Below are 2176 nucleotides of genomic sequence, written 5' to 3'. Positions count from 1 at the left end.
GTGCCCGTTGCGCCGGCAGGTCAACGGTATAATAATGCACACCCGAAACCAGCGTTCCTGCAATCGCGAGACCGATCATGAACACTACCAGCCGGGCAAGCGGGGATCCTGAAATCTCTGACATCTCATCTCCTCTTAAAATTTTCTTGATACTACGTGTTGGTGGAACCGGATAGATAAAGGATGGGAAATTGGAAAAAACACGGGGTACGTCTTCCATGACCGCCAAAAAATTCCGGCTGTTATCTCTTGTCCCCCGGCCTGTACCCTGCGATATCAGGAAAAAAGGCCCAAAGCAAAACCTAGATTACCGTTCGCATGCAACTGTACTGACGATTGTGTGATTCTGCATGCTTGAAGAGGAATACCAGCTCGACTACTTCAAAACCCAGGGGCTTGTCCGCAAAACCTGTAAAAGCTGCGGCTCCGCGTTCTGGACCCGGGACAGTTCCCGCGAGGTCTGCGGGGATGCGCCCTGCGAACCCTACTCGTTCATCGGCAACCCGATCTTCCGTCCCCATACCATCGACTCCATGCGGGAGGCCTACCTCTCCTTCTTCGAGAAACAGGGGCACACGCGGATCGAGCGGTACCCGGTGGTCGCCCGCTGGCGGGACGATATCTACTTAACCATCGCATCCATCGCAGACTTCCAGCCGTTCGTCACAAGCGGCGTGGTCCCCCCTCCGGCAAACCCGCTCACGATCTCCCAGCCGTGCATCCGCTTAAACGATCTGGACTCGGTGGGAAAATCAGGCCGGCACCTCACCACGTTCGAGATGATGGCGCACCATGCCTTCAATACGCCAAACGAGGAGATCTACTGGAAGGACCGGACAGTCGAGCTCTGTGACCAGTTCATCGCGTCGGTTGGCGGAGACATCACCAAAGTAACGTATAAGGAGAACCCGTGGATCGGCGGCGGGAACGCGGGCCCGAGCGTCGAGGTCCTCATCGGCGGCCTCGAGGTCGCAACGCTCGTCTTCATGAGCCTCGGGAGGCAGAAAACTCAAGGAAAAGGGTACGATCTCAAGGGCGAGATGTACTACCCGATGAAACTGCGCATCGTCGATACCGGCTACGGCCTCGAGCGCTTTGTCTGGGCATCGAAGGGCTCGCCCACCATTTACGACGCGGTATTCCCGGAGATGGTCAGCCATGTCATGGGCGCGGCAGGCCTCAGCCATCATCTCGACAACCCGGACTATACCCGGATCCTTGCCCTGAATGCGAAGTACGCGGGGCTCATGGACATCTCGGGTACCAACCTCTTCAACCTGCGCAAAAAAGTGGCCGCTGCCATCGATATTTCACCCGAAAAGCTCGACAAGATGATAACTCCGGTCGAGAAGGTCTACGCCATCGTCGACCACACCCGGTGCCTTGCGTACATGCTCGGCGACTGCATCGTGCCCTCCAATGTCCGCGAAGGCTACCTTGCCCGCCTTGTCATCCGGCGGACGCTGCGCATGATGCATGAACTCGGCATCAGCGACCCGCTCTCCGATCTCATTGAGGAGCAGATCCGCATCATCGGTACCGGAAAATTCGAGCAGGACATGGCCGTTGTCCACGAGATCGTAGACCGCGAGACCGAGAAGTATGCCGCAACTATCGAACGCGGGACACGGATCGTCCAGAAGGTGGCTAAGACCTACAAAGCAAAGAGCCAGCGCGTGCCGCTTGCCGAGATCATCACCCTGTACGACTCCCACGGCATCCAGCCCGAGATGGTCCGTGACATTGCGGCAAAGGAGGGGGCGGTGGTCGAGCTTCCCGACAACTTCTACTCGATCGTTGCCGACCAGCACTCCGAGTCCCAGCGGGAGGCCGGGGAGGACAGTACGGCAACGTATGCGACCCGGGTCCAGGCGCTTCCCCCGACGAGAAAACTCTATTACGAGCAGAGCTCCGAGATCGAGTTCGAGGCGGTGGTCATCGACTTCTTCGACAATTATGTTGTCCTCGACCAGACGGTCTTCTACCCGGAGGGCGGGGGTCAGCCGGCCGATACCGGGACGCTGGTCTCGTCTGAGAGCATGGTCCGCGTCGACAATGTGATCAAAGTCGGCGAGGTTGTCCTCCACCACATTGCGGGCGGCATCCTTGGGCGCGGCGACCGCGTGAAGGGCATGGTGGACGAAGAACGCCGGTTCTCCCTGATGCGGCACCACAC

1 protein-coding gene is annotated in these 2176 nt (G+C 58.5%); it reads left to right on the top strand.

Annotated features, from left to right (window positions below; all coding sequences use genetic code 11):
* Positions 1-350: 350 nt before the first annotated feature.
* The coding region (alaS, locus tag CW742_RS11065; RefSeq protein ID WP_292420366.1) for an alanine--tRNA ligase at positions 351-2176 on the top strand (1826 nt) is incomplete at its 3' end.

The organism is Methanoregula sp. (assembly GCF_002835825.1).
Classification (GTDB): Archaea; Halobacteriota; Methanomicrobia; order Methanomicrobiales; family Methanospirillaceae; genus Methanoregula.
This window is presented reverse-complemented; position numbering and strand designations above follow the sequence as displayed.